The 25,692-nt window shown below is 27.6% G+C and carries 21 protein-coding genes; 2 read left to right on the top strand and 19 right to left on the bottom strand.

Annotated features, from left to right (window positions below; genetic code table 11):
- The 7 genes from Q3304_RS02835 to adhE form a co-directional block, all read right to left on the bottom strand.
- Positions 1-1,926, bottom strand: coding sequence for a V-type ATP synthase subunit I (locus tag Q3304_RS02835; protein ID WP_407814286.1), 1,926 nt, complete (start codon positions 1,924-1,926; stop codon positions 1-3).
- Position 1,927: 1 nt separating this feature from the next.
- A complete protein-coding gene (locus Q3304_RS02830; RefSeq protein WP_054271488.1) occupies positions 1,928-2,239 on the bottom strand; it encodes a hypothetical protein in 312 nt (103 codons plus the stop codon).
- Positions 2,240-2,868: 629 nt separating this feature from the next.
- Positions 2,869-3,144 carry a hypothetical protein gene (locus Q3304_RS02825; protein ID WP_054271489.1) on the bottom strand — a complete coding sequence of 92 codons (276 nt, stop codon included), beginning with the start codon at positions 3,142-3,144 and terminating at the stop codon, positions 2,869-2,871.
- A gap of 95 nt (positions 3,145-3,239) precedes the next feature.
- A complete protein-coding gene (locus tag Q3304_RS02820) occupies positions 3,240-4,649 on the bottom strand; it encodes a L,D-transpeptidase family protein (RefSeq protein WP_407814285.1) in 1,410 nt (469 codons plus the stop codon).
- A 327-nt stretch (positions 4,650-4,976) separates the two neighbouring features.
- Entirely contained in the window at positions 4,977-5,639 is a 663-nt protein-coding gene (locus tag Q3304_RS02815; RefSeq protein ID WP_054271491.1) for a B3/4 domain-containing protein, read from the bottom strand.
- 250 nt (positions 5,640-5,889) lie between these two features.
- Complete coding sequence (locus tag Q3304_RS02810; protein WP_407814284.1) at positions 5,890-8,115, bottom strand: EAL domain-containing protein; 2,226 nt, start codon at positions 8,113-8,115, stop codon at positions 5,890-5,892.
- 273 nt (positions 8,116-8,388) lie between these two features.
- Entirely contained in the window at positions 8,389-11,043 is a 2,655-nt protein-coding gene (gene adhE, locus Q3304_RS02805) for a bifunctional acetaldehyde-CoA/alcohol dehydrogenase (protein ID WP_407814283.1), read from the bottom strand.
- A 387-nt stretch (positions 11,044-11,430) separates the two neighbouring features.
- On the opposite strand from adhE, the gene Q3304_RS02800 reads away from it, so the two are divergent.
- Positions 11,431-11,619, top strand: coding sequence for a hypothetical protein (locus tag Q3304_RS02800; RefSeq protein WP_074179836.1), 189 nt, complete (start codon positions 11,431-11,433; stop codon positions 11,617-11,619).
- A gap of 125 nt (positions 11,620-11,744) precedes the next feature.
- On the opposite strand, the gene Q3304_RS02795 is transcribed toward Q3304_RS02800, so the two are convergent.
- From Q3304_RS02795 to Q3304_RS02775, 5 genes are all read right to left on the bottom strand, one after another.
- Positions 11,745-12,335 carry a dipicolinate synthase subunit B gene (locus Q3304_RS02795; protein WP_407814282.1) on the bottom strand — a complete coding sequence of 197 codons (591 nt, stop codon included), beginning with the start codon at positions 12,333-12,335 and terminating at the stop codon, positions 11,745-11,747.
- A 2-nt stretch (positions 12,336-12,337) separates the two neighbouring features.
- Complete coding sequence (gene dpsA, locus Q3304_RS02790; RefSeq protein ID WP_054271495.1) at positions 12,338-13,213, bottom strand: dipicolinate synthase subunit DpsA; 876 nt, start codon at positions 13,211-13,213, stop codon at positions 12,338-12,340.
- Between the two features lie 75 nt (positions 13,214-13,288).
- Positions 13,289-14,674, bottom strand: a complete 1,386-nt coding sequence (locus tag Q3304_RS02785; protein ID WP_407814281.1) for an AMP-binding protein — start codon at positions 14,672-14,674, stop codon at positions 13,289-13,291.
- A 3-nt stretch (positions 14,675-14,677) separates the two neighbouring features.
- Positions 14,678-15,814 (bottom strand): thiolase family protein, encoded by a 1,137-nt coding sequence (locus Q3304_RS02780; RefSeq protein ID WP_407814280.1) that lies wholly within the window; start codon positions 15,812-15,814, stop codon positions 14,678-14,680.
- 16 nt (positions 15,815-15,830) lie between these two features.
- Positions 15,831-16,379 (bottom strand): biotin transporter BioY, encoded by a 549-nt coding sequence (locus tag Q3304_RS02775; protein ID WP_054271498.1) that lies wholly within the window; start codon positions 16,377-16,379, stop codon positions 15,831-15,833.
- A gap of 293 nt (positions 16,380-16,672) precedes the next feature.
- On the opposite strand from Q3304_RS02775, the gene Q3304_RS02770 reads away from it, so the two are divergent.
- On the top strand, positions 16,673-17,452 hold the full coding sequence (locus tag Q3304_RS02770) for a hypothetical protein (RefSeq protein ID WP_407814279.1): 780 nt from the start codon (positions 16,673-16,675) through the stop codon (positions 17,450-17,452).
- 186 nt (positions 17,453-17,638) lie between these two features.
- On the opposite strand, the gene Q3304_RS02765 is transcribed toward Q3304_RS02770, so the two are convergent.
- The 7 genes from Q3304_RS02765 to Q3304_RS02735 form a co-directional block, all read right to left on the bottom strand.
- A complete protein-coding gene (locus Q3304_RS02765) occupies positions 17,639-18,556 on the bottom strand; it encodes a putative RNA methyltransferase (protein WP_407814278.1) in 918 nt (305 codons plus the stop codon).
- 281 nt (positions 18,557-18,837) lie between these two features.
- Positions 18,838-19,266 carry an N-acetyltransferase gene (locus Q3304_RS02760; RefSeq protein ID WP_407814277.1) on the bottom strand — a complete coding sequence of 143 codons (429 nt, stop codon included), beginning with the start codon at positions 19,264-19,266 and terminating at the stop codon, positions 18,838-18,840.
- Positions 19,267-19,822: 556 nt separating this feature from the next.
- Entirely contained in the window at positions 19,823-20,740 is a 918-nt protein-coding gene (locus tag Q3304_RS02755) for a helix-turn-helix transcriptional regulator (protein ID WP_407814276.1), read from the bottom strand.
- 268 nt (positions 20,741-21,008) lie between these two features.
- Positions 21,009-22,925: an FtsX-like permease family protein gene (locus Q3304_RS02750; protein ID WP_407814275.1), complete on the bottom strand. Its 1,917-nt coding sequence runs from the start codon at positions 22,923-22,925 to the stop codon at positions 21,009-21,011.
- Positions 22,925-23,671: an ABC transporter ATP-binding protein gene (locus Q3304_RS02745; protein ID WP_054271510.1), complete on the bottom strand. Its 747-nt coding sequence runs from the start codon at positions 23,669-23,671 to the stop codon at positions 22,925-22,927. The genes Q3304_RS02750 and Q3304_RS02745 overlap by 1 nt, the downstream gene beginning before the upstream one ends.
- Positions 23,672-23,779: 108 nt before the next feature.
- Positions 23,780-24,631, bottom strand: a complete 852-nt coding sequence (locus Q3304_RS02740) for an undecaprenyl-diphosphate phosphatase (protein WP_054277480.1) — start codon at positions 24,629-24,631, stop codon at positions 23,780-23,782.
- 223 nt (positions 24,632-24,854) lie between these two features.
- Positions 24,855-25,604, bottom strand: a complete 750-nt coding sequence (locus Q3304_RS02735; protein WP_407814274.1) for an ATP-binding protein — start codon at positions 25,602-25,604, stop codon at positions 24,855-24,857.
- Positions 25,605-25,692 lie beyond the last annotated feature (88 nt).

Here is a 25,692-nt window from a genome sequence, read left to right as displayed (position 1 = left end):
TTACATCTCCTTTTTATTAATGCTTGTATATTTTGTTTTATACTTAAACGGAACAAAAGGAACTCCTCCGCCTTCATAAAACTTGTTGAAAAATTCTACATACTGTAACCTACTTGTATGAACATATGCACCTAGTGCATTTATAAGAAGGTTTATTGTGTGTCCTACAACGCCAATTACAACTGCAAATATTGGACCAGCTATAGCCCCTAAAAGATTGATAACCTGCCCTATAACTCCTGTTGTTAGACAAAGTGCCATAATTCTTGTATAAGATAATATATCAGCAAAATAACTTGTTATACCATAAAGGCTTGAGAATCCTTTGAAAAGCTTAACAGGAACACCTTTAAAGCTTCTTCCTTGAGTAAGGACAAGACCTAAAGCACCTATAATTGCCAAATATTTTCCTACTTCAGAAAATACACCTATATCGCCTGCAACAAAAGGTATTATAAGTAGACATACCCCTGTTATACATAAATACCAAAAACCTATATCAAAAATTGCATCTATTACCTTGCCATCTCTTATTAATGTATATGCTTTAATTCCCAAACCTACATATATATGGATAATACCGAACAGTAATGACATTCCCATAAGTACCATAACATCCTCTAAAGGATTGATTAGAGCTTTTATAGGAATTAAATCCCCCAAAATACCCCCGAATATAAGACCCCATATAGTAGTTGAAACTCCACAAATACCAATAAGTTTAATTAAATTTCCTTCACCTTTTTGCATTTTTGATTTGTATACAATAAATCCACATGCTAGTGCAATTATCATCCCATATGCAGCATCACTTAGCATCATTCCAAAGAATACAACATAAAAGAAAGTCATAATTGTATTTGGGTCAATATCTTTTGTGCTTGGACAGCTGTACATATTTGTTACACTTTCAAAAGGTGTTACAACTTTATTGTTTTCAAGCAGAATTGGGAAACCTTCTTCTTTATCTCCTTCCTCTGTTTGAACACAACAGTCAAACTTTTCTGTAATTTCTTTAATTAGCTCATCTGCTCTTTTGCTTGGTAGCCAACCGTTAAGGCAGAATGTTGTTTTTGTTTTGACAAGCCTCTCTATAATCTTTTTTTGGTCTCTTTCTATAGTGTAAAAATCATATAGATTTTCAAGCATGTGCATATTATCTGCATGGCTTTTAATTTCTTCTGTCTTATTCTTAGAAACGTTTTCCTGTCTAATTATCATTTCATTATATTTCTTAATAGCTTGTGATGGTGTACCTTCTTCATTTGGCAATGCAACTACTGAAAAATTAAATTCTTTTAGAACCTCTAAAGCATTATCAAAAGTTTCTTTCAAAGTAATTAAATAAACATAGTTCATTAACTTGTCGGAATTAATAATTCCAAGAACACTTTCTGGTATTTCATCTTCTAATTTTACTCTTAAGGCATCAACATTTGCACTTGTAGGCAAAGTCCCAAGTATAGTTTTTGTATACTTAGTTTCCATATTTTCAAGAGGAATATCAAAATTCACCCATGGTTCTAACATATTTTTATTGTTATTCAATAGATTTATGTTAGTCCTTATTGTACCTATCTCCTTATGTAGAGTGTTTAACTCTAAAGCTTCAGCGTAAATTTGTTCTTCTTTTTCGCTATCAATTCTGTTAAACTCTCTTTTTGGTGCAAACATGGCTTTCTTTTGTTTCACTAGTGAAGAAACAATGTTAATTGCTTGATTTACATGAGACATCTTTTGCTCTAACATTATAACTTCTGATTCTTCACTATCTTTTACAAGATAATTTTTTAACTCCTCCTCCTCAGTAAGAAAGGCACTATCATCAATCTGAACAAACCCACGGTTCATAAGTAGCTTTAAAATCTGGCTTTTTTGAGCTTCTAAGCCAACAATAGATATTTTGTTCATATTAACTATTGCCATATTATCTCACTACCTTTCCAATAACCGCTTCAATCGCCTTACTTTTTCTTTCTTTAGCAGTTTTTTCAATTTTCAGACATTCACTTTTAGCATTAGCTAAGATTTTATCAACCTCCACCTTACTGTCGGTGACTGCCTTCTCAATAAGAGTTTCTTCCATAAGCTTTGCTTGCTTTTTTACATCAGCAAAGATGCTTTCACATTTGTTTACAGCATCAGCTCTGATAGACTCTGCATCAGTAACAGCTTTTACTTTGATACTGTCTGCTGTCTGCTCTGCCTCAACAATGCTTTTTATTATTTCAAAAGCCATCCAAATCACCTCTCTTACCTTTTTACTATGTATATAACCAATTAGATTTTTTTATTCTAATTAGATTACTACCTCATTGTTAAAGTATAAACAGCATTTTTATATAATAATTAATATTTTTTAACGTTTATCTCTTAATAAAACATATTTTAGAGTAGCATTTACTTAGATTTACATCCTTTTTTGACTTACTTTTAGACTATGACATGAGTATGATTTTTTAATACCATTATTTTCAATAATTATAATTTAAAGCGATATGGTTTGTCAATAGCGTTATTCTGTTTTAAAATTAACGTTTTATCGACATTTTTAATTTTTATTTCAATATTTTTCTATATATAATTTTATTTATTACATATAAAATATTTTTATCAGTTTTTTCAACACTTATAGTATTGAAACTAATTGTTTTTTTTGAATTTTTAGAAATATCTCACACTATTTCATCTAAGTTTTATAAATCATTGAGCTATATCGATTTTTGTCACCTTATTTTTAATTTAATTTTTTGTATTTACTTAGATATAAATTAATATTTTCTAAGATTGATAAAATTTACACTTATATTTGATATTTTTATTTTAACTAGTTATATTAATTTAAAATTGATAATATATACAGTTATTTTATATATTCGACAACATTATAAAAAAATCCTCGTACCAATCACTCCAATCTTCAATAGGATATGCTGCTCCTCCATTTACACTTTTCAATAGATTTGATGTATATTCTTCTCCTATAGAAAAAAGTTCCCCTACTGTTATATTGTAACCTCTAGATGTAACAACTTTGCAAAACGAATCCATAACATCACGTTGTTCTCTTGTTTTTATAAGCTCTATTTTGAACTTCTCATCTTTCCTAGCTTCTTCTAAAATCCTAATTAACTTTTCATTCATTATATATTCCTCCTTTTAATAACCTCTATATAAAAATGAAGCCATCTTAAAAAACTAAGATGACTTCACTTAATGCATATAATCCTATATATTCACTAATATAAAATAATTGGTGTACCTGGCTCTATATTTTCATATATCTTCTTTGCTTTAGAAAAAGGCGTATTTACACATCCATGCGAACCTGAAGATCTATATATACCTCCACCAAAAGAACTTCTCCAAGTAGCATCATGAATTCCTATATTTCCATTGAATGGAAGCCAATAGCTTACAGGTGAACTGTAACCTTGCCCAGTTAATGAAACATTTCTAGCCTTATAATTAAGAGGGTATATACCTGATGGTGTGGCAAATCCTCTACCTAAATCCCCTGTTACAACATCTGTTGATACAAGCATCTCTCCATTTTTAAAGAACCACATATGTTGGTTAGAAAGACTAATCTCTACATATGTATTTCCAATATCATCTTTATTACGAGATACAGCTTTTTGTATGTAAATAGGTTCTCTTGTAACATTTTTACCAGCTTTTACAACATCAACCAATGCTTCAGCTTCTTTGTTTTTGTCTATCAACCAACCATAAATTCCACCTGAAATTGTAATGTCTTTACCTGTTGCAGTTTTAAATGGTCTTGAATCTCCAAAAGTACTATATTTTTTGCTTAGACCTCTTGCATATTCAACCATAGCAGCATTATCAAAGCTTATCTCATAATTCTTTTCTGAGTCTACCTTTAACCATTTATTAATCTCAACACCATCTAAAGTTTCCTTACGGTCACTAAAATCATATGTAACAACTACACCGACATACTTATCTAATGTCTTAATAGCTTCTTTCAATTTTTCTGAATCCTTTGTATTGTTTGGTGCTTCATACACCTTATTTTCGTCTAAAGAAATAGAAGTCTCTCCAGAATTAATTGATTTTTGTACTAACTTATAAAAGTCATCTTTTTTTACCTTGTTTCCAAGTACCTCTGGAACTATAGTATAAGCATTTTTAGTACTATCATACTTAGGGTAAGCACTCTTAGGTTCTACAACTTTTTTACTATCAAAGCAAGCTAGAGCATTAAATTTCTTTTCTAGTAAATCTTTATTATATGAAAGAGTTACCATATTATTATACTCTTTAGATTTAAATATCCCAACAATCCATCCAAATGCACTCTGGCTATCTTTTATCTTTTGGACTTTATCATCTGATGTAAACTTTAAATCAATATCTTTTGCTTTTATTTGCTCTTTCTTACTATCTCTTTCCTCTAAATTTAAGGTATAAGAACTAGTACTTGATGCTAATAAATCATTTACTTGCTCAACTGTTTTTCCTGAAGCTTTAACTCCATTAATAGTTGTCCCAAAATAAAAATGACTTCTAAAGAAGATTGCCATTCCTATATAAGCTACTACTAAAACAGCTACTACTATACCTATCTTAAACTTCAGATTTTTTTGCGCACTTTCTTGTTTTACCTCTTTTCCATCAATCATAATTAAATCCTTCCTTACATTATAATTACCTATGTACTTTATTGCTTTTTAAACAAAATCATATTTGCCTTATTTTATATACCCAAATTACTGTAGTATTATTTACATTTTTAAATATAGAGTTATTTTCATAATACTATTTTATGTTTTAAATAAAATAGTTATTGTAAATACCTACTTTCAAAATCCCTTAAATATAGGCTCTACTATATTAATATATTACCATACTTTTAAGAATCATGGGGATATCTATCTGTTTTTGTAACTAATAACTACTTATTTTTTAAATACTATATTTCAATCTAACATAACGTTGTTATATACATTCTATTTAATTATTTTAGTTTCTATATCTTTTCCATCTGCATATTCTTTAAGTAATTCCTTAGCATAGTCAAAATATTCTTCAATATCAGATTCTTGGCTAAAAGAAAATATACAAATCAATATTTCATTTGCATCCTCTGTTATCATTGCTCTCTCAGAGTCACTAGTTGGACTTCCAAATTTACCTAGTGAATCAGATAATATCGGAAGATTTTCTATATTTATCAATTCCTTTCCAATACCTTTATACTGCTCTCCTTCATCTCCTACAGTAAAGCATACTGGTGAATGTAATTTACTTACATTATATGTACCTACTGGATACAATGATTTTATTGATATTAGATTATTTATTTCAACTATATTATTTATTGTGTAAAGACCTTTCCCTTGAATAATTCTTCTAACTAATGCTTCTGAGGATGTTCTATATCTACTTGGATTTTTACCAAGCTCTTTATAAGCGTTTCTTGCATCTTTAATCTTATCCAATTTTGTAATATCTTCAACTTTTAGACTTTGATTTAAAATATCACAAAATGCGTTTATCTCACTAATCAATTTTTCTGAGCTCTTACTTACTGCTACTTTTGCTTGGATACATCCTAACTTAGCATTAGGCCATCTTTCCTTAAGTTTTTTATCAATACTTACATCTATCATACTCAAACAACTCCTATACACTAAATTTTTATTAAAGTTTTTATCATCTATACATTATAGTACTATTCCTTTGTTAATGACATGTTTATTAACAAAATAATTTATTTTTAATACAATTTTTGTAAAAGGCGATTATTTTTCCTTTACATACAGTCAATATATGACTAAAAATCAAAAAAACACTAATTATTTAACAAGAATTTATTAAACTCAAGTATTTATAACTAGTGCTTTATATAAAGATTAAATCCTAATCTTTTAGTAAATTTATAAAATTTATACCTGGCATTGGTCTTGCAAAATAAAATCCTTGAACTAAATCACATCCAAATTGCTTCATTAATTCAGCTTGTTCCTTAGTCTCAACACCCTCTATAATTACAATTAAGTCTAGTGATTTAGCTAGAGATACTATAGATTTTGCTATATTACGGCTTCTCTTATCATTTTCAATACCATCAAGAAAAGATCTATCTAATTTAAGTACATCAATTGGCATATCCCTTAAACAGCTGATAGAAGAATAGCCTGTCCCAAAGTCATCCATAGAAATAAAAAATCCATACTTTCTTAACTCATTTAAGACATTCTTTAAAATATTTAATTCATTCATAGCTACAGTTTCTGTTATCTCCAATTCAATTAAATCTGAATTTATATTATACTTTTGTATAGTATCATTAATGAATTTCACTATATCTGGTTGGTATAACTCAACTCTAGATAAATTTACTGAAACTGGAACTATATTTTTACCTTTTTTCTTCCAGTCAGATAGGTCTATGCATACTCTTTCAAACACAAACCTTCCAATTTTTAAAATCAATTGACTTTTCTCTGCTATAGGTATAAATATTGCTGGGCTTATAAATCCATATTCTGGATGATTCCATCTTATTAGTGCCTCACTTCCTATCATTTCACCATTTACAAGTGAAAACTTAGGTTGATAATATACTTCAAATTGATTTTTTACTAGGGCTGTTTTTATGTCATCTAAAATAATTGATTCTTCACTAAGCTTATTTCTAACATCCTCATTGTAAATAGCATAATTTACATTTTTACCTTTGGCAACAGACCTAGCCATATTTGCCTTATTTACAGCCTTTTGAATATCTACTTCTTCTTCTTCTACAAAGTAAATCCCTACACACAGAGAAATCTCAAATACGGTATTTAGATTTCTTTCAATATTATCTCGTATATTATCAAGTTTTCTTATAACTTTATCTCTTCCTTTTTTATAATCACAGAAAATTGAAAAATAATCACTTGAAAGTCTTGCATATATTTCACCTTCTGTTAGTTCTTCTTTTAAAGCTTTTGCTATTGTAATTAACAGATTATCACCAAATCCATATCCAAAAGTATCATTAATCATCTTAAAATTGTTAATGTCAAAATATACTATAATATAATTTAAAGATGGTTTATTTAAAAGATATCTACTACACTCCTTATAAAACTTGTTTTGATTTCCTATATGAGTAATCTTATCTTCATAGGCCAAACTCAAGACTTCTTTTTCATTAGAATTTTTTATGTACATTATGTAGAAAATTATTGTAATAAATATAAATATAATTAATAACACTGCATATAAAGCTCTCTTGATAATCTGCTCTGAATTCTTAAATATAACACTTTCTGGAACTGAAAAAATCAAATTCCAATCCTTTATATAGTTATTTTTCTCATTTCCATTATCCATAGTGGCATATCCTAGGTATCTTTTTTCTCCTGACATCTCCAAGATTGTCGCACCTGTTTGGTTTTCTTGTAACTCTTTTTTTAACTTATTTACATCTTTAATATCATTATCCTGTTTTAACAATTTATAAATATTTTCTGATAGTCTATCTTGTCGAGGATGAAGTATGACTGTACCATCATTTTTTACAACGTAAGATATACTGTTATTTTCATAAAAAGATACATTTATAAGTTTCATTAGAGTATTAACATCATAAGTACAATATAAAACTCCAACCACTTTATTATTATTTAATATTGGTACTGAGATAGTAACTTTTTTTACAGATTTATCTACTTCATCAACATATGGGCTTGAAACGTATTCCTTACCTTTGATTGAATTTTTAAAAAATTCTCTATCCTTAACTGAAAACTTATTACCCTTAGTATTTTCTGCATTACCCTCCATGTCAACAATTGCCATAGTATAAAATTTTTGATTTTCCATTTCCTCTAAAAGTTTTTTCATTTTTTCTTCATTAGATATGTCTGGATTTGAAGTATAATAATTTGAAAAAATATTTAAAACATCTAAATCTTTTTCAATTTGTTTTTGCGCTAATTGAGAACCTTGTGTTGCAACTTCTTTTATATGTACCTCTGCCTCTGATATAAGAAGATTTTTTGTATCTTCTATATATAGATACCCCATTATCAGAAATATTGAGGTCAATAAAAGAATTATAATTAATGTAATATTCTTATTCCTTTTTGTCATTTGACTCCTCCCCTAATTAGTCAATACCTTATATAGCTAACATATCTTTTTAATACAAATTTATCATTTATGTTATATACACATATACCCAAATATAATGTCTAAAACCAATATAATTATTATATAAAACATCCTTAATTATTATAATAACACTATTTAATTAAATTTTGAATTAAAGAATAAAAACTATTCATTTTTTAAAATAAAAATCCCTTATACAGTAAATTTTTATCTTATGCATAAGGGACTTTATTTTATCTATTTTTTATTAATTTATCTTCCATAATATGAATTTAAATACATATTTTTTATTTCATTCATAAGAGGATATCTTGGATTTGCTCCTGTACACTGGTCATCAAATGCTTGAATTACCATTTCATCTATTGAATCCATAAACTTAGATTCTTCAACACCAAAGTCTCTTATAGTTTTAGGAATACCAACTTTAGATTTTAATTCTTCAATAGCTATTAGTAAGCTTTTGAATTTCTCTTCATCAGAATTTCCTTTTAAACCTAAGAATGAAGCTATTTCAGCATATCTTTTCAACGCCTCTGGGTATTTATATTGAGAAAATGCTCCCATTTTCTTTGGTGCATCTGAAGAATTAAATTTCATAACCTCTGTTATTAAAAGAGCATTTGCAACACCATGTGGTACATGATGGAAAGCACCTAATTTATGAGCCATAGAGTGACAAACCCCTAAAAATGCATTTGCAAAAGCCATACCTGCCATTGTTGAAGCATTTGCCATTTTTTCTCTAGCTTCTGGGTCTTTTGCTCCATTATCATATGCACGTGGAAGATATTCAAATATACTCTTAATAGCTTGTAGTGCAATACCATTTGTATAATCAGTTGCAAGCATAGATACATATGCTTCTAATGCATGAGTCAAAGCATCTATACCAGAAGCAGAAGTTAAGTTTTTTGGCATATTCATCATCATATCAGAGTCAACTATAGCCATATTTGGCATTAACTCATAATCAGCTAGTGGATATTTTACCCCTGTATCTTGGTCAGTTATAACAGCGAATGGTGTTACTTCTGAGCCAGTACCTGCTGATGTTGGTATTGCTACGAAATTGGCCTTCTCACCCATTTTAGGGAATGTATATACTCTTTTTCTTATATCCATAAATCTCATAGCTAGGTCTTGGAAATCTACTTCTGGATGTTCATACAATGTCCACATTATCTTTCCTGCATCCATTGCACTTCCTCCACCTATAGATATTATTACATCTGGGTTAAATTCTCTCATTGCTTTAGCACCTATCTTGGCACATTCCAAAGTTGGGTCTGGCTCTACTTCAAAGAATGTAGTATGTTTAATATTCATTTCATCTAATAAGTCAGTCACTGCTTTAGTATATCCATTATTGTAAAGGAATGTATCTGTTACAATAAAAGCTCTCTTTTTATTCATTACATCTTTAAGTTCTTTTAATGCAACTCCTAAACAACCCTTTTTGAAATAAACTTTTTCTGGTGCTCTAAACCAAAGCATATTTTCTCTCCTCTCAGCTACTGTCTTAATATTAAGTAAGTGCTTAACTCCTACATTTTCAGATACTGAATTTCCACCCCAAGACCCACATCCTAAAGTAAGAGAAGGAGCTAGTTTAAAATTATATAAGTCACCTATACCACCTTGAGAAGAAGGAGTATTAATTAAAATCCTACAAGTTTTCATAGCAGAAGTAAATTTATCAAGTTTTTCCCTTTGATTTACATCATCAATATATAGTGAAGATGTATGACCAAATCCTCCATCTTCTACTAATTTTTCTGCTTTTCTAACTGCATCATCAAAATCATTTGCTCTATACATTGCAAGTACTGGTGAAAGTTTCTCATGAGCAAAAGCCTCTTCTAACTCAACAGACTCTACTTCACCTATTAAAACTTTAGCATCTTCTGGAACTTCAAAACCTGCAAGTTTTGCTATTGTACAAGCTGTCTGTCCAACTATTTTAGAGTTTAATCCTCCATTTATCAAAATTACATTTCTCATTTTTTCTGTTTCATCTTTATTTAATAAATAAGCGCCACGCTCTTCAAATTCTTTTTTAACTTCATTATATACATTTTCTAATACTATAACTGATTGTTCAGAAGCACATATCATACCATTGTCAAAAGTTTTAGACACAAGAATTGAATTTACAGCAGTTTTTATATCTGCACTATCATCAATTATTGCTGGTGTATTACCTGCTCCAACTCCAATAGCTGGCTTCCCAGATGAATATGCTGATTTAACCATTCCAGGTCCCCCTGTAGCAAGAGTTAAATCCACTTCTTTCATAACAGTTGTAGTTAATTCTAAAGAAGGTTCGTCTATCCATCCTATTATACCTTCAGGAGCTCCAGCTAAAACAGCTTCCTCAAGAACTACTTTTGCAGCTTCTATAGTAGAATTCTTTGCTCTTGGATGTGGAGAGAAAATTATCCCATTTCTAGTCTTAAGTGCCAAAAGTGCTTTAAATATAGCAGTAGAAGTTGGATTAGTTGTAGGTACAACAGCTGCAATAACACCTATTGGTTCAGCAATTTTAGTCATGCCAAATGCCTCATCTTTCTCTATTACACCACAAGTTCTAGTTTCTTTATATGCATTATATATATACTCTGAAGCATAATGATTCTTTATGACTTTATCTTCTGCAATCCCCATACCAGTTTCTTTTTGTGCCATTATAGCTAGAGGAACTCTTTGCTTATTAGCTGCTAAAGATGCTGCTAAAAAAATCTTATCTACTTGCTCTTGAGTATATGTGGCAAATATTTTTTGAGCCTCTCTAATTTTTGCTAACTTTTTAACTAAAGTTTCAACATTATTTACAACACCTACATTAATTGACATAACCTCATCTCCCTTTATATTTTCTATTATATCCTGTTCTTTATTGGCCATTTTGACAACCTCCTAGAATAGTATTTTTTACTTAACTGTTAATTTATTAACAGTATAACACCTTCTTTTTCTATTTTCAAGTTATTTTTTTAACATTTTATTTTTATTTAAAATAATCTCACTTGTCCCACTAATACTCTACTTTAAGAATACTTATTTTCATCATATATCACTTTATTTTTTATGTAGATTATAGAAAAATCCATCTCAAAACTTAATGATAACGTTATTATTTTAACACAACATTTTTCTTATAAATAAAAATATATACAGAGAATTTTTTAATATAGTATAATTAAACATATACATTCACAATTCTTATGTGATATAAAATAAGATATAGTTAATACAATATAGATAAACTTAGAGTTCATAGGAGGAATAAGGATGAAAAAATTAAAAGTAATTAGCATTTTATCTTTAATTATGAGTACAATTTTAGCTCTTGGAGGTATTGCAGTAGTAACCTATTATGTGGACAATTTGTTTATTAGAGGACTATCAGTATTTATCTTAATTATGTCTGCTTGTTTTGTATCAAGTACAGTTAACTTGATATTCAAAGAAGCAAAGTAATATAAATTCCAGTTTATAAATTAAATTAGGTAAATACTTTTAATATATTATAGATAAAAGTCCAGCAAATAATATTGCTGGACTTTTATTAATATTACATACAATACATATATCGCATCACTAATTTATTGATGTGGACTTTTTATAACTGGTTGCAATTGCTTATTCTCTAGAGCAAGTTCTATAGTTGGAACTATTAACTCAGTATGTGCAATCATAGAATTAGGCTTTGCTTTACAATTATCTTGACCAAAAGGTACAAAATATATATTTTTAGAATTAAGGAGAATACCAATGTTTTTGAAGTTGAAACTCAGAGCATCGTTCGTTGATATTGATATTACTAATGGTTTATCATTACGAAGATGACCTTTAGCTGCCATCAATACTGGTGAATCTGTAATCCCATTAGCTAATTTTGCAGCAGTATTTCCAGTACAAGGTGCTATTATTATAATATCAGCAATCCCTTTAGGTCCAAATGGCTCTGCCTCTTCAATTGTAACTATAGGCTTATTACCTGTAAGTTCATATGCTTTTTTCATAAACTCTTCAGAATTTCCAAATCTACAATCAATATTTTGTGATACATCTGAAAATATAGTGTGTACATTTGCTCCCTCTTTAACCAAATTCTCTAACTCTCTAAATATTTTATCATAAGTACAAAACGAACCAGTAAATCCTACTCCAATTGTAAGTCCTTCAAGTCTCATTTCTAATCCCTTCTTTCATTTATAATATTTTCTATAGCATTAACAAGAATTTCACCAGATGTTTTTGGTGAGTATTTACCAGGAAGCCCAGGACAAAGAGTCGCATTAATACCTGTATCTTTCGTAACAGAATAATCCACTCCACCAGGAGAAGAAGCTATATCAATAATAGTTACTTCTTGTGATACTTTTTCCAGTCTTTCTTTTGTTAAAACACATTCTGGTATAGTATTAAAAATATAATCAAACTGTAAAAGTTTTTCATCAAGTTGATTCAAAGAAATACTAGAATATCCAAATGCATTAGCCGTACTTCTTGCATCATTACTCCTTGCTCCAACACATACATTTGCATCTAAAGAGTATAATTTTTTTGCAAGTATTTGTGCACATCTTCCAAAACCTAATACTAAGCAGTTACTTTGATGTATATTAATTATACTTCTTTTAATAGCTTCTGCTATAGCGCCTTCAGCTGTAGCAACTGCATTTAAAATAGCAACATCATTCATTTTCATAAAATCATAAATCTGAATAGAGTGTTGCTCACAAAATTTACAAACTTTAGTTGGTATGTTACCTCCAAATAATATTTGATTAGGAGATAAATTAATTAGCAAGTTATCAATAGTAGCATCTAGACAACCATCCGTATTTTCAATGTTAACTTGATTCTTTGTAAATGGAATTGGACATAAAATAATGGAACTTTTGGATAGTGCCTCAGCTAGTGAAGTTGCTTTTCCAACGATTCCATTTATTATTTCATTTGATATTCCATAAGTGACTACAGAATACCCTTTATTAATTAGTTTTTTTACCATGTACACTTGTCGCAGGTCTCCCCCGATAACAGTTATATCGTATTGATTTGACATATTGTAAGCCTCCTTTACTATATACAATATGTTTTTATCAATATATTGGTTCACTAAAATTACTAAATATTATATCTATAATATTTTTAATAATGCTAATCTATCTATCTTTTCAGAAGAGGTATATGGAAATGAATTTAAAAAGATAACTTTTCTTGGTATTTCATTTTTTATTAGATTCTCTCTCATTTTAATTAATAAATCTTTCTTTGTAATTTTATCTATAATTGTTACAAATAATGCAATTTGACTCCCTCTTATGGAGTCTGAATATGGTAATACAACTGCGTTCTCAATTTGAGGAATTTTTTTCACTTCATTTTCAACCTTAGTAGAGCTAACTTTAAATCCTCCAATATTTACAATATCATCATTTCTTCCTTCAAAAATTAAATATCCATCATCATCAAAATATCCAACATCATTAACAGAATAAGGTCTTGTTGCATCATATACTGCATATTTTGTATTTACAAAAATCTTTCCATCTTTAACATATACATCTATTTTGGGAAATGGTCTTCCTACACTTAGAGGTTTCTTAATCAATTCATCATAACATAAATATGTAATGTAGTTTAATTCACTTGCTCCATAATATAAAATAATTTCAGATTTTGGCATATAATACTTTAAACTTTTTGCAGTATTTTCAAACAATAATTGAGAGCCAGTGAAAATGCTTACAACATTGAGTATCTCTTCTTTTAAATGTTTGACTAAGAGTTGTAGCTTTGTAGGTATGAGATATATATTCGTTATATTATATTGTTTTATTGCTTTTATCCATGCCTTACAATTCATACCTGAATTTATTACAACACTTCCACCTTCATATAATACTGATATTAGAGAATTTAGATTTCCTGTAAAACTCAATGTTCCATTAATAAATAAAATTGATTCCTTAGATATATTAAAAATATCATTTTGAATATGAAAGAATCCAACCCAACTCTCATATGTTCTATACAATACTTTTGGAACACTTGTAGAACCTGAAGACAAAACACCCATGCAAATATCTTTATCTATATAGTTTATAGGAGTATTATATTGATACATATATATATTAAATTTAGGATTAAATATAGAAAAATTAGTTTTCTTTACTTTTTCATTATCATCAAATAAATTAATGTTGTCCATAGGCTCATCAGATATAACTATTGAAATATTATTTTTTATTAGAATATCATTCAATACTTTTTTAGAAAGATTATAATGACAAATAATAGGTACATTTTTTGAATAATTAATTGCGAAAAAACTCACTAACTGAAACATTATACTTTTAGAATATATTAAAATAGGTGTATTATCTCCTATAGAAATTTGTTTTCCAAGCTCCTCACTATAACTTAACATATTTTCATAAGTATGTTTTTCCCCATCTATAATTAAAAAATCTTTATTTTTATGACTATCTCTTTTTATTTTTAGAAGTTCATAGTAGTTCATAATCTACACCCTTTCAATTAATAAGGCTGAACCCAATCCACCAGCTGCAGCTATAGAGCAAATCCCATATCTACCATTAGTCTTTTCTAATGCTTTTAAAAGATGTAATGCAATAATTGAACCTGAAGCACCATATGGATGGCCATATGCTAAAGCTCCACCAAATACATTGTATCTATCAATCAATTCTGGATATTTTCTTTGAAATAGTACATCTATAACTGCAAATGCTTCATTAAATTCAACAGCAGATATATCTAGATAATTAATTTTTTCTATTTCTAAAATTTTTTCCATTGCCTTTATAGCAGATGTTGGACTTAAATTTGCATCTGTTCCTATTGTACATGCATTGACAATCTTTGCTTTAGGCTTCTTTTTTGTATTTTCTATGTATTTTTTAGAGCACAATATAATAAATGAAGCTCCATCATTAATAAGACATGAATTTGCTGCATTTGTAATAGTTTCTTTTCTCAAAATCGGTGGAACTCTGTCTAATAATCTTTGGCTCATCTTGTCTCGTATACCTTCGTCATAAGTATTATTATCTATAGGATATATGATATCCTCAAGTACTTTATCTTCTCTCGCCTTCTTTGCTCTTTTGTGGCTTTCTTTCACCCAAAAATCTAATTCTGTTTTCTTAATCTGATACAATTTTGCTACTCTTTCTGCACCTTCTAACATGCTATTTTCACTATTATCATCAGGTGAAAATTGAGCAACTATATAATTAGGATTCTTTATATCATATCGTTTATCATTTTTATGGTATGTACGCATTGGTTGCAGAGAGCTACTTTCAAACCCACCAGCAATAATTAAATCACACTGCCCAGATTTAATTTTTGAAAATGCTATGTCTATGCTCATCATAGCAGAAGCACACTGCATATCTACAGTAAAAGCAGGTACTTCATTTGACACACCTGCTGTTAAAGTCATTAATCTTGCTATATTACCACCTGTTCCAACTGCATTTCCACATATAATCTCATCAATCTTATCAATTTCATATTTTTCAATTAGATGTTTTAATACACTTGCGCCTAATGATTCAGGTTGAACAAATTGAAATATCCCATTTTTTAGACCTATGTGACTTCTAAGTCCTCCTAATATAAAAACTTCTTCCATATATTATAATCTCTCCTTATAATAGATTTCTTTTTAGTACATTATTTAATTTAATACCCAAAAAGGATGCAATAACTGCTTTTATTGTATCTCCAATTAAAAATGGTACAACAGCTGCAAAAAGTGCTGCTTCTACTGTCATTTGATTAAAATAACACATAAATACTGTTCCCATAAAATATATAATTGGCATACCAATAAAAATTGTTATTAGTATATATCGTTTAATATCATTATTTTTTCCTTTTAATAAACTAATAATTAATGCTGCAAACAAAAATCCAAAATAAAAACCTCCTGTTGGACTTAACAATTTTCCAATCCCAGATGTTCCTCCACCAAATACTGGTATTCCAATTAAACCTATCATTATATATACGCCAACTGTGCTAAAGGCTTGTCTTGGTGTTAAAATCAAAGCTATTAAATTTATCATTATTGTTTGTGCTGTTACTCCTGCTGGTGTAAATGGCAATGGTATATATATGTAGGATGATATACATAACAATGCTACACATATTGACATTTTAGTTAAATCTTGAATATTTACCTTAGTATTTTTCATTTTTATAATTCCCTTCATATGTCTTATTCAATTTAGTTTATATGTATATATACAAGTTTTCTATCAAAGCTTTGTTTTAGTATAAAAGAAAGACGTTTTTTTGTCAACTCGAAATCTATTTTAGGTTTACATTTCATTTTTAAGTAAACTGTGGATTAATGCTTTATATTTTAATGGTCATTTAGAAAAATTTATTTAGAAACAAACCTATTTTGTCTATACTTGTAAATTATAATATGATATATTTTTATATGAGATTTTATTTTATATAAAAATAATAAGGAAGTGATGATATGAAAATTAATGAAAATACTTTAAATAACATAGATGAAGAGTTGGATGAACTTAGTAAGAAAGTTTATTTAGATTCGCCAGATTTTTGGATAAGCATTTCTGACAAAGTAATAGATAAAGTATTTGATGAAATGTTATTATTTTTTGCAGTTAAGTATAATTACTTTAATATATTATCCTTTGCTATTGAGAATAATTATATAGATTTGAATGCACCATCAAAAAATAAAGAATATCCTAATATAATGAGTCATCTTTTAAATACAGCAAAACAGAATGAAGATAAAAGAATTTATAATTATCTTCTAAATTTAAATAAGTATAAAACTATAGATAAAAGTTCAGATTTAAATGATTTAGATTGTCATACTAGTAGTGATATTCTTGAAAAGAAAGATGTATATATCCCAAAATACTTGTGTCCAAACTGTAATTCGAATATTTTTGATACTGGTTATAAAGTATCAAATGACATAATATATAAATTCTCTTTTGATAAATCTGAACCTATTGAAATATCTAGTGAAATTGCTTCTATTAGATGTTGTAATTGTGAAGAACTATTAGAAAATATTACACCTGACAAATTATATAGTATATGTAAAATCCAAAACTGTAATAATTGTGGTTCTAATTTAACTAAGGTTGGTATTCTTGCAAAGAAAAAAATGGAGTTTGATGAGAATAACGAAGAATTTAAAGATATCTCAACGTCTTATTGTTGTGGAAATTGTGACTCTGAAATAAACATGTCTCAAAAAGAATATTTTAAGATTTAATAATTTATAGTTTTAAATAAGAAGAATATTTTATTAGATACTATATAAGTTTTTAAAATATATAAAATAAACATTTTTATGATAATTAAGATTGCTATGAAATCCAACTTTACTAAGCTGGCCTCATAGCAATTTTCTATTATAAAACCATAATTAAACTTTATCTAACTCTTATAAGGATTCTTTTTATTTCTTTATAGCACCAACTATGACTCTTAAATCGATTGTTATATCAGATATACCTGATTCTAACAACATTAAAATCTCTTTTTCACCTAATGATGATGTCAAAGGGGTCATTTTAATTAAATTACTTAAGTTTAATACATTGATATTGGTCTTATAATTAATTCTACTATCATAAATTAAATCAAGATGCTTCTTAAATACATCTACAATATTTTTATTATCATAATCACTATTTTTTACATTTTTCTGTATACTTTTTCTTATTTCTTTCAAATAATTTGACTCTGGAACAATCTTTACTACTATTCCACCATTATTTAAAACTCTTGTAAACTCCTTATAGTTTGCAGGAGAAAGTACATTTAATATTATATCAAGCTTACTATCTTGAAGTGGCAGATTTGCTAAATCTGAAATACACCATATAATTTCATTTTCTCCTCTTGTAGCAATAGAAATCCCTTCTTTAGCTATGTCAATTCCAATTAATTTACATCCATTATTAATCTCTTCATCTTCATATAATTTATTTAAGAAATATCCTTCACCACAACCTGCATCTAATACATAGTTACTATACTTATTTAAAGTGTAATTTTTAATTATAGATTTTATTTCTTCTATTAAATAATCATACACATTAGAATTATATATTTCATGTCTTGACTCAAATAATTCTTTATTATAAATAGTTTTTGTATTTCTATTTAATAAATTAACATATCCTTTTTTAGATATATCAAAGCAGTGTTTATTCACACATTTGACACTATTTTTATCAACAGTAACCATATTTTTTTTGCAAAGTGGGCATTTAAATACTTCTATATTTTCATTAAGTAGTAATCTAGTTGTTTCTATCTTTTTTAGTTTACCAATATTTTTTTTATTTACATTACTTATATTCTGTTTCATTCCCATAATCTCCTTAAATTCACTATTTAATTTAAATAGCACGAAATTATGGCTACTTGCATAAGATAACTTTTCTAGATTATATAAAATGTGTTATAAGCTATTGTAAAATAGCCACAATTTGTGCGCTATCCTCTTATTCTAGTGTAATATATAAATGCTCTTTTATTCATTATTTTTCCCCCTGCCATTATGTTTATTAATATCTTAAGTACATGTAATTCACAACTCTAAAAAATATTCTTTAAATTATGCCTATTGGAATAATAAATATATTAATGTTATTTACTATATTCCATGATGTACTCTTTAAATCCTGAATCTTCATTTATTTGCTCTTTTACTATATTAAATCCTTTTTTATTGTAAAATACAACTGCCTTTTTATTGTCTTTGTATACTGCTAGACTTAGATTCTTGTATTCTTTAGTTGCATAGTCTAAAAGTTTACTTCCTATACCTAGGTTTTGATAGTTTGAATTTATAAATAAGGCTCCTATGAAGCTTTTATCTATTATGCTTATAAATCCTTTTATTTCTTGACAATCCTCATATACAAATGTATCTGATATAGGTATATATTCGTTTTTGACAGTGTTATAGTTATTTTCCCAGTATTCTTTATTTATAAAGTTGTGTGCTTTGATTGTGCTTTCTTTCCATATTTCCATGATTTTGTTTATATCTTTGTCATTTGATTTTCTTATCATAAATTTTATTTCACTCCATTTTTATGTTGATTTTTATTTATAGTATAAGTTTACTTCATTTAGATATGATTTAGTTAATATAAAACTTTAAAGTGTTATATCTTAATTATTTTTATTTTAATCTTTACATACCACTTAGTTAATATAAAACTTCAAAATAGATATAATTGAATATACTGCTCTCAAGAAATTATAATTTAATAAAAACATCAAAATTTGCAGTGAGCGAGCAGTAGCGCAATTGATAACATTTATCACCCACCTTCAATCCCTTATATTTCAACTGCTGACACCTATTTCAGCATAAATATCGCTCACTGCAAACTTATATAAATATTTCATCAGAATACTTATCAATACCATAACATTTCTTTTTAATTGAATTAGGGTTTTTTATCTCATAAACATAGATTGAATCCTCACTATTATCAATAATATTTTCTATTTCAGAAATATATTTATGTAACTTTCCATCAGTAATATCTCCACTCCTAACTAATATATTAACACTAGACTATAAAGTATATCTGTCTAAATATAAAGAGATTGAAAAAAATCAGTAAAGTTTTCTCATTTTTTCAATTTCAGATAATATATCATTCTTAAGCCTCTCAGGTTCTATGACTTCAACATAAGCTCCCATACTTAAAATCCAGCTTTTTATTTCCTCATAACCTCTCATTTTAGCTTTAAATAATATAGATTCTTCATCATACTCACTAATTTGTTGATTATTAACCCATACCTTTTCCCTTACAACTGTTGAAAATGGATGCTTAATTTTCATAATTATATTAATTTCTTCTCCTTTATAAATACCTATACTATTCTTACTATATTCGTTCCAATTGAAACTTCTATCTACAAGATATTTCTCGTCTAAAACAGTATACTCTTTAATTCTACATAATTTAAAATCTATAAACTTAAGTCTTTTTTCACAAAAAGCTACCATATATGTATCTGATTTATAGTTAAACAAACAATATGGATGTACAACTCTTTCACTATTTCCAGAATTCAAAGAATAATATTTTATCTTGATTTTGCGTTTTGTTGTATATGCCCTTGTTATTTCACTGAATTTTTCTTTTTCAAACTCATAATCACAATTACGTTGTGCTTGTACTGTGAAATAATCCATATATGTATCGCTTTTTTCTCCTGTATTTAATACTGCTTTTATTTTTTCTACAATACTATTAAATTCATTTTTGTAAATATCATTATTGTACTCTAGTTGTGAATTTATCATGTCTAGAATTGAAACTTCACTATCCAATAATTTAATTAGTGAGATACTATTACATTTATCAATTTCATATCCACCATAAATCCCAGGTGTTGAATTTATAAATATACCTGCTTGTTCTAAGTATTCCTTATAACTTTTTATTTGCCTTTCACTTACTTCCAATTCTTCTGCTAGCTCTTTACACTTCATTCTTCCTCTACTTTGAATTAATATCATCATTCTTATTGTATTAACTAACTTACTAATGAATAACACCTCCTAATAATATTAATTAACATCTTATATTGTTTATTTCTACACATATATACATATAACCTCCTTATATTTTATATAAGTAGAATATTTTACTATTTAGATACTTATTACGACATATTAGTATATAATCTTAATAATTAATACAATAAAAAATATTACTGAAAAAATAAATATTTATAATTCCAGTAATATTAATCAATTTTAAATACTTTTTATTAGTTAATAGCATATCCTAAAAATTAACTAAATTTAATCTTATCTCTTTTAAATAATTATTTCTCACAATTAAGAAATACACTATTTGAACTAAAAATAGACTTCCCATTACCAAAACTGCTGAAGATGCTACCTCTATATCAAAAGAATTTCTCAGTGCAGTAAGTGCAAATATCGAATGTATAACTGCCACTACATAAGGCAATAAAAACACAATTCCAATCTCAATAGTTGAAGCTTTTTTAATCTCATTATATGTCATACCTAACTTATTTAACTGCTCATACTTTTTCTTGTCTACTTGACAATCCATATAAAACTTATTATATAAAAAGCTACTTGTAGTAACAAAGAAAATCATACCTATAAATATTGCCAAAAACATAAATGTAGAATATGTTAATTTACCATTTTCTATCATTAATTCTTTAGAGAAGAATAAATATGGTTGCATTCCAGACTCATCATTAAATTTATTCTCAAATTGTCTACATATCTCTGTAGTTTTACTTGAATCAGCTACTTCAAATGTAGTAAATCTATCCACTATAAATTTTGATTTTATACTATCATAAAAATTATCTTTTACCACATACATATTGTCATAATATGCTGGCATAATACACTCTTCTACTTGTTTTACTATCCTTAGACTTTTATTACCTATAACAACATTGTCTTTAACTTTCTTATCACCTGGCAAGTTTGATGAAAGCAATGATATAGATTCATTATCTTCAAAACTTATAGGGTTAACTCCTATAGTCTTTGTGATTTCTAGATACTTAGATTCTTTCATAATTCTCACATTAAAATCGCTTTTCTTAGGAAATACAGTTTTAAATTCTCCATTAATTCTTGTATAATCTACATTTTCTTTTTTTAATTTGCTTTCTATAAATCTCATTCTTTCCGTATCTTTTTCTTTACTATCAGGCTTGTTAGCATCATTATGCAAAGTCATTGTTGAATAATACATTGTGTTAGGATATATTAAATTAATTTGACGCTTTACATCTTTCCAAAATGAATAAACTGTACCTATAGCAGTAAATGCTACTGCAGAAGTTATAGCTATCAAAAAGAATATCCTAGCATTATCCTTTACTTTGTAAATTAAATTTGAAATCCAAAGCATATTCGTATTTTTTCTATAAAATTTCTTATTTAATTTTAGCTTTTTTAGAAAAAAAACACTAAATTGAGAAAAAAATAAATAGGTTGCTAATATAGTAAGAGATGTAACTGGAACTAAGCGTAGATATGTTGTATATTGGTCAGTTGATGTAACAGCACTATAATACGCTATTACAAACAGACAAATACTTAATATAACAAATACTAGTGATGTTTTAGGCTCTGGTTTTGGAGTCTTTGTACCTTTAAGCAATCTCAATACTTGATTTTCCTTAACTATAAAAGAAGCAAATACTGATGTCAATATAGCTAAAATTATGAAGTAAAATAAAGTAGATAATATTGCATTTATTGGTATATAGAACTTCAATGGTGATAATTCTAAAAAGGTAGACATAATCACTAAAAATATCTTTGAAAAGACTAAACCTATTATTACTCCAATTACAGAAGATGTTATATTTATTATTATATTTTCTATAAAAATTAACTTCATTACCTGTTGCTTTGATATACCTGTAATGTAAAGTATTCCAAATTCTTTATATCTACTTTTAAGAAATATACTCACTGAATAAAATACAAAGAAGAATAAAAATAAATATGCAATTATTTTACTCATCTTAAGCCCCTCTTTTAGATAATCGGGAAATTGAGATATCTCTAAGTCGGGATGACTTGTAAACATGATAAAAGAAAATAGTAGGGCAGAGGATATAACAATACTTGCTAAATACCCTACATAAGCTTTAATGTTTCTTGAAATATTGTTGATGGCAAATTGTTTTATATTCATTAATTATCGCCCCCCAATAATGTAAGTACATCCATTATCTCTTGATAAAACTGCTCTCTACTACTTCCCTTATATATTTCATTATATATAGCTCCATCTTTTATAAATAAAATCCTACTACAATAGCTCGCAGCTAATGGGTCATGAGTTACCATCATAGTAGTAACCTTATTTTCTCTATTTATATTCTCAAATAACTCCATAACAGTCTTTGATGACTTTGAATCTAAATTACCAGTTGGTTCATCTGCTAAAAGTATTGATGGTCTATTTATTAATGCTCTAGCAATAGCAGTTCGCTGAGCTTGACCACCTGATACTTCAAAAGTTCTTTTTTCTAATAAATCTTTTATCCCTAAAATTCCAGATACTTCAGCCAATCTATTATTTTGTTCTTTTACACTAACCTTATCTAATGTCAATGGCAATACTATATTTTCACCTATAGTTAAGGTATCTAATAAATTAAAATCTTGAAATACAAAACCTAACTCTCTTCTTCTAAATAGTGCAAGTTCTTCACCTTTTAATAGTAGTGGATTCTTACCTTTTAGCTCCATAGTTCCTGTAGTTGGTTTATCAATAGTAGAAATCATATTTAAAAGAGTAGTTTTCCCACTGCCAGATGGTCCCATAATTCCTACAAATTCTCCATCATCTATACTAAAATTTATATCATTTAATGCATTAAAAATTATTTTCTTGCCATATACTTTACTTAAATTATTTACAGTTAAAATTTTCATTATTAACTATCCTTTCTAATCTAATTTTTGAAATAACATATATATTTATTTGTTAATTATTATTTATATTGGTTAGCTAATTCTCGTAAATAATAAATATATCTTAATCTATACACTAATTATGTTTGTAAAAGCTAATATAGCAAGCAATATTCCCATAAGTATTCTATATATAGCAAATACTCTCATTGATTTTTTCTTTAGAAAATCCACAAATTTTTCCATAACTACTATTGATACAATAAAAGCTACTATAAATCCAACTATCAAGGCAATCCACAATGTTGGTGTCATTATTGAATAATCAAATTCAAATAAATCCTTTCCTGATGAAGCTACCATAGCTGGCACAGCTAAAAAGAAAGAAAATTCAGCTGCTATAGGAGAATTAAGTCCTGCTATCCATCCACCCATAATAGTAGATGCACTTCTTGACATACCTGGCCATGCAGATAAAACTTGTAAAACTCCAACTTTTAATGCTTGTATTGGCGTGATTTTGTCTATATTGTCAGTAGAGTGTTTCTTTTTTCTAAACAAAGTCTCTACCACTAGTAATAAAATCCCACCAACTATAAATCCTATAATTACAGATTGTAAATTAAACAAGGCTTTTATATTGTCATAAAATAGAACCCCCACAATCGCAAATGGAATACATGCTATAATTACATTCATTCCAAATTTAAAGCCAGTTTTTCCTTCTTTTCCACCAGTAAATATAAATTTAAAAAATTCTATAACACTATCTTTTATTTTCTTCCAATAAAGTACTACTACTGCTAATATTGCTCCAAGTTGTATTACAACCTCAAACATTTCAGCAAATTGTCCTTTAAAATCTATCAAGCTACCAACCAATATCATATGACCAGTAGATGAAACTGGGATAAATTCCGTAAGCCCCTCTACTATAGCTATCATAACTGATTTTAATATGAAAATAATATCTAAACTCATCAATAAACATCCTTTCCTTTTTGCAAAATTTATTTTTTATGTTATTTCTTATACTAATTGTAATTTAGATTAGAAAATTTAACTATCTACAAACATTACACAAACCTTACAGCTATGTAAGGTTTGCAAGTAAACTCTATTAAAATTAGATTTTTTAACTGTAATTATCTCATTCAACAAATGATATATAAATTAATAAAAAACATAATCAATTAAAGATTTATTATAGAAAATTATTCATATTATCTTTATTAAACATTATTGAAACTTCTGTGCCTTTTCCTACTTCTGATTTTATGCTGACTTTATGCCCTAAATCATCACATACTTTTTTTACTAGATAAAGTCCCATACCTGTAGACTCTCCAAACTTACGACCGTTTTCCCCTGTAAAAAACGGGTCAAATACTCTTTTTATATCTTTAGAAACAATCCCAACCCCCTCGTCTATTATACTTAGTGTTACATAGTTATTGTTTTCTTCAGCTTTTATATTTAGGTAGTTACTATAACCTTTAGAATATTTCACACCATTTGTAATCAACTGGTTTATTATAAATTTCATCCATTTTATATCTGTATAAACATAAGTAAATTTGTCTATTTTTATCTTCGGAATTATCTCATTTTTTATAAAGAGCCTCTTTTCTTCATTTACAATACCAACTACAATTTCGTTCAATTTAGCTTTCTCAACCACAAAATCTTTTTGGAAATTATCTGCCCTTGCAAAGTGCATCGCCATATTTAGACCTTTATTTAGCCTGTCTAGTTCTTCTCTTATGTTTTCTGTTACTTCTTCTCCCTCATATTCTTGAAGTTGAAGACTTATAACTGATATTGGTGTTTTCATCTGGTGAATCCATTGATTGATGAAAGTTAAATGCTCACTATGTACTTTTTTATGTTCTTGTATAATTGATTGATATAATTTATGTTGTTGTTTTAAAATAGCTGATATATTTCTTCCCAAGAAAGAATTTCCTAAATACAAGAATGATTCATCCAGAGATTTTATGCCTTTTTTGAATAGAGTATATACTTCTCTATGCTTATAGTAT

It is taken from the genome of Clostridioides sp. GD02377 (genome assembly GCF_045899875.1).
GTDB lineage: Bacteria > Bacillota > Clostridia > Peptostreptococcales > Peptostreptococcaceae > Clostridioides > Clostridioides difficile_A.
Note: the sequence above shows the minus strand (reverse complement) of the source record. Positions and strands in the feature narration are given on the sequence as shown.

Excerpts from the sequence above, each read along its gene's own strand:
- Q3304_RS02810 (WP_407814284.1), bottom strand. The coding sequence starts at position 8,115 with ATGACAAAAAGGAATAAGAATATTACATTAATTATAATTCTTTTATTG.
- Q3304_RS02780 (WP_407814280.1), bottom strand. The coding sequence starts at position 15,814 with ATGGAAGAAGTTTTTATATTAGGAGGACTTAGAAGTCACATAGGTCTA.
- Q3304_RS02795 (WP_407814282.1), bottom strand. The coding sequence starts at position 12,335 with ATGAGACTTGAAGGACTTACAATTGGAGTAGGATTTACTGGTTCGTTT.
- Q3304_RS02775 (WP_054271498.1), bottom strand. The coding sequence starts at position 16,379 with ATGAAAAATACTAAGGTAAATATTCAAGATTTAACTAAAATGTCAATA.
- Q3304_RS02750 (WP_407814275.1), bottom strand. The coding sequence starts at position 22,925 with ATGAATATAAAACAATTTGCCATCAACAATATTTCAAGAAACATTAAA.
- dpsA (WP_054271495.1), bottom strand. The coding sequence starts at position 13,213 with ATGTCAAATCAATACGATATAACTGTTATCGGGGGAGACCTGCGACAA.
- Q3304_RS02755 (WP_407814276.1), bottom strand. The coding sequence starts at position 20,740 with ATGATGATATTAATTCAAAGTAGAGGAAGAATGAAGTGTAAAGAGCTA.
- Q3304_RS02745 (WP_054271510.1), bottom strand. The coding sequence starts at position 23,671 with ATGAAAATTTTAACTGTAAATAATTTAAGTAAAGTATATGGCAAGAAA.
- Q3304_RS02770 (WP_407814279.1), top strand. The coding sequence starts at position 16,673 with ATGAAAATTAATGAAAATACTTTAAATAACATAGATGAAGAGTTGGAT.
- Q3304_RS02835 (WP_407814286.1), bottom strand. The coding sequence starts at position 1,926 with ATGGCAATAGTTAATATGAACAAAATATCTATTGTTGGCTTAGAAGCT.
- Q3304_RS02815 (WP_054271491.1), bottom strand. The coding sequence starts at position 5,639 with ATGATAGATGTAAGTATTGATAAAAAACTTAAGGAAAGATGGCCTAAT.
- Q3304_RS02760 (WP_407814277.1), bottom strand. The coding sequence starts at position 19,266 with ATGATAAGAAAATCAAATGACAAAGATATAAACAAAATCATGGAAATA.
- Q3304_RS02740 (WP_054277480.1), bottom strand. The coding sequence starts at position 24,631 with ATGAGTTTAGATATTATTTTCATATTAAAATCAGTTATGATAGCTATA.
- adhE (WP_407814283.1), bottom strand. The coding sequence starts at position 11,043 with ATGGCCAATAAAGAACAGGATATAATAGAAAATATAAAGGGAGATGAG.
- Q3304_RS02800 (WP_074179836.1), top strand. The coding sequence starts at position 11,431 with ATGAAAAAATTAAAAGTAATTAGCATTTTATCTTTAATTATGAGTACA.
- Q3304_RS02785 (WP_407814281.1), bottom strand. The coding sequence starts at position 14,674 with ATGAACTACTATGAACTTCTAAAAATAAAAAGAGATAGTCATAAAAAT.
- Q3304_RS02825 (WP_054271489.1), bottom strand. The coding sequence starts at position 3,144 with ATGAATGAAAAGTTAATTAGGATTTTAGAAGAAGCTAGGAAAGATGAG.
- Q3304_RS02820 (WP_407814285.1), bottom strand. The coding sequence starts at position 4,649 with ATGATTGATGGAAAAGAGGTAAAACAAGAAAGTGCGCAAAAAAATCTG.
- Q3304_RS02765 (WP_407814278.1), bottom strand. The coding sequence starts at position 18,556 with ATGAAACAGAATATAAGTAATGTAAATAAAAAAAATATTGGTAAACTA.
- Q3304_RS02830 (WP_054271488.1), bottom strand. The coding sequence starts at position 2,239 with ATGGCTTTTGAAATAATAAAAAGCATTGTTGAGGCAGAGCAGACAGCA.